Consider the following 2443-nt stretch of genomic DNA (forward strand, 5'->3'; position numbering starts at 1 on the left):
GTGAGGTGGGCCGCCGGGCGAGGTACCAGCCCGTGGGCTTGGTCCTTTTCCCAGCGGCCTCCTCCCGAACCCGTCGTGCGACGTTAATCGCAACGGGCTCTCCAGTGAGGTCCGTGGGGTGCGTTTTCGCAGTCAACATGGATGCCGTCGTGGCAGGTTGGGCAGACGAGAAGGGTTACTCGTCTCCTCCTGGACATGTCGGCGGCCCAGTTGGGTTGTTCCTGCCCGAAGAGGTCGAGCTCGGCGAGTTTGCGGATCTGGTGGACCGTGATGTTCTCGGTCGCTCCGCACAGCTCGCAGAACCCGGCCAACAGACGTCTGACCAACTCGCGTTGGCGTGGTGCGGCGACTGCCCGAACAGGGTCGCGGTCTTTGAGGACCGCGCCCTTCCTGCGTTGGAGTGGGATTCCGCCGAACCGGGAGACCAGTGGTTTGCTGCTCGGGGCGCGGGTGATGCTGACCTGGAGGCATTTGCGTGGCCCGGCCGGTGTGTCGATGGTGGCCTTGTACTTGCGGGCCATCTTCGACACGGTCGAGCGGTGCTTGTCCGCCAGGGAGCACAGCAGCGAGGACTGCATGACCCAGTGCAGCCGGTTCAGTCGGTGGACGTCGCCAGCCAGCAGGTAGTACTGGACGATCCCGCGATACCTGGCGCCGAAGATGCTGACGAGATTGTAGTCGTCGTGTTTGTACATCGACGGCTGATGCGCGGGCTTCCCGCGTGCCAGGTATGGTGCGCATTTGGCCTTGATCACGTCTTTCGGGACATGGAGGGCGATGGTTCCGTTCACCGAGCGGCGCAGCCGCCGGGTTCCCTTCTTCCGCTCGGACCTTCCGTCGTCCCGCTGAGTCCTGATCTCGTAGCCGAGGAATCTGGCAGCCTGTGTTCTGGCATGGGTGACCAGGGTCTTCTCCTCGGACAGTTCCAGCTTGAGGTCATCACGCAGGAACTGGGCGAGGCGCTGTTTGATCTCGTCGGCTTCGGCCTTGGGTCCGGCGAACCCGAGGAGGGTGTCGTCGGCGTATCTCACATAGCGCAGGCGACGGTATCCCGGGTCGTTCATGTCCTGACTCGGGAGAGAATGCAGTCGCTTGCGCAGGACGCGCACGGCGGCGCGGTCTCCGTGCCGTCGCTCGCGCACGATATCCTTTTCGACCCTTCGGTACTCGGGGTTCCTCGCCCTGAGTCCCCCTCGGGTGTACTCCGGCACGAGAACTTTCTCGACGAAGGTGTCCAACCGGTGCAGGTAGATGTTGGACAGGATGGGCGACAGGACGCCGCCCTGCGGAGCACCACTCAGCGTGGCGTTCCAGTTCCAGTCCTCCAGGTATCCGGCTTTGAGCATGTTGCGCACCAGCCGCAGGAACCGGTTGTCGTGGATCTTCTCTCCCAGCGTTTCGAGCATCACCCGATGGTCGAGTGCGTCGAAGCACTGGGCGATGTCGCCCTCGATGAACCAGCTGGCCCCGGTCCAGGCGATGGCCACATGCCGCAGTGCGGTGTGGCAGCCCCGACCAGGGCGGAAGCCATGGGAGTGGTCGGAGAACTGCGGTTCGTAGTACGCCTCCAGCAGGAGGCGCATCACCTCGCCGACCAGTTTGTCCGTCCAGGACGGAAGGCCCAGCGGCCTTCGTTTCCCGTTCTTCTTCGGGATGAAGACCCGCTTGACCGGCTTGAATCGGTGGCGCTCGTGGCGCATCGCGTCGATGACGCGTCCGATCTTTGCCAGTGACATGCCGTCCGCGGTTTCCCCTGTCGCCCCGGGTGTCATCGCCCCCTTGTTGGAGTAGATGCGCCCATAGGCTGTGAGATACAACTGCGGGTTGAACATCTGTCGATAGAGTTCGTTGCACGGCAGGCCTCGCCTGCCGCGTTCACGGAGGATATCAAGTACCGCTTCGGCGCTCTGCATTACGCATACCTTCCGGTCTCGTTGATATCCGGTCACCTGTGTCCCTTTGCCCTGTGGCCGGCTTTCCCGCCCTCCTTGGCAGGTCGTGACTCCTGCGACTACTACGGACACTCCGTCACCATGGGGCTCGCGCCCTTTAGGTGATCCCCTGTTCGTCCTGGCTGTACGTACTAGCGCGACTTAGGTGCCCCACTCATCTCCTTGAATGCCCTCGCTGGGCATCGCCCCGCTCTCCGGAGTTGCATCGGCGTTCGAGTGACCTGATGCAGGGAGCGGCGCCGGTTTCGGATATCTTTCCGGCGGATCTGTCTTTGAATCGACTGGAGATTGGGGTTCAGGCAATCCAGCTTTCACCGTATCGCGCGGGTCCCGCGGAGCACCGTCCCTGATATCTGGACCCGGTCGCCGCTTCTCTGGCATGCTACGGTCCCCTTCGTCTTTCGACGCCAGGTAAGCCATTGGACCCAGGAATAACCTCCGAATTCCTCCCGGTTCTACCGGGAATACAACCAGGCGCTTTCAGGGCGCAC

1 protein-coding gene is annotated in these 2443 nt (G+C 63.0%); it reads right to left on the reverse strand.

Annotated features, from left to right (window positions below):
* Positions 1 to 83: 83 nt before the first annotated feature.
* Complete coding sequence (locus ACFZB9_RS36840; RefSeq protein WP_391454529.1) at positions 84 to 1913, reverse strand: reverse transcriptase/maturase family protein; 1830 nt, start codon at positions 1911 to 1913, stop codon at positions 84 to 86.
* Positions 1914 to 2443 lie beyond the last annotated feature (530 nt).

Origin of the sequence: Kitasatospora sp. NPDC008050 (assembly GCF_042957465.1) — a bacterium.
In the GTDB taxonomy this organism is placed as follows: Bacteria; Actinomycetota; Actinomycetes; order Streptomycetales; family Streptomycetaceae; genus Kitasatospora.

Bases quoted from the DNA above. Each gene is read 5' to 3' on its own strand.
- ACFZB9_RS36840 (WP_391454529.1), bottom strand. From the start codon at position 1,913: ATGCAGAGCGCCGAAGCGGTACTTGATATCCTCCGTGAACGCGGCAGG.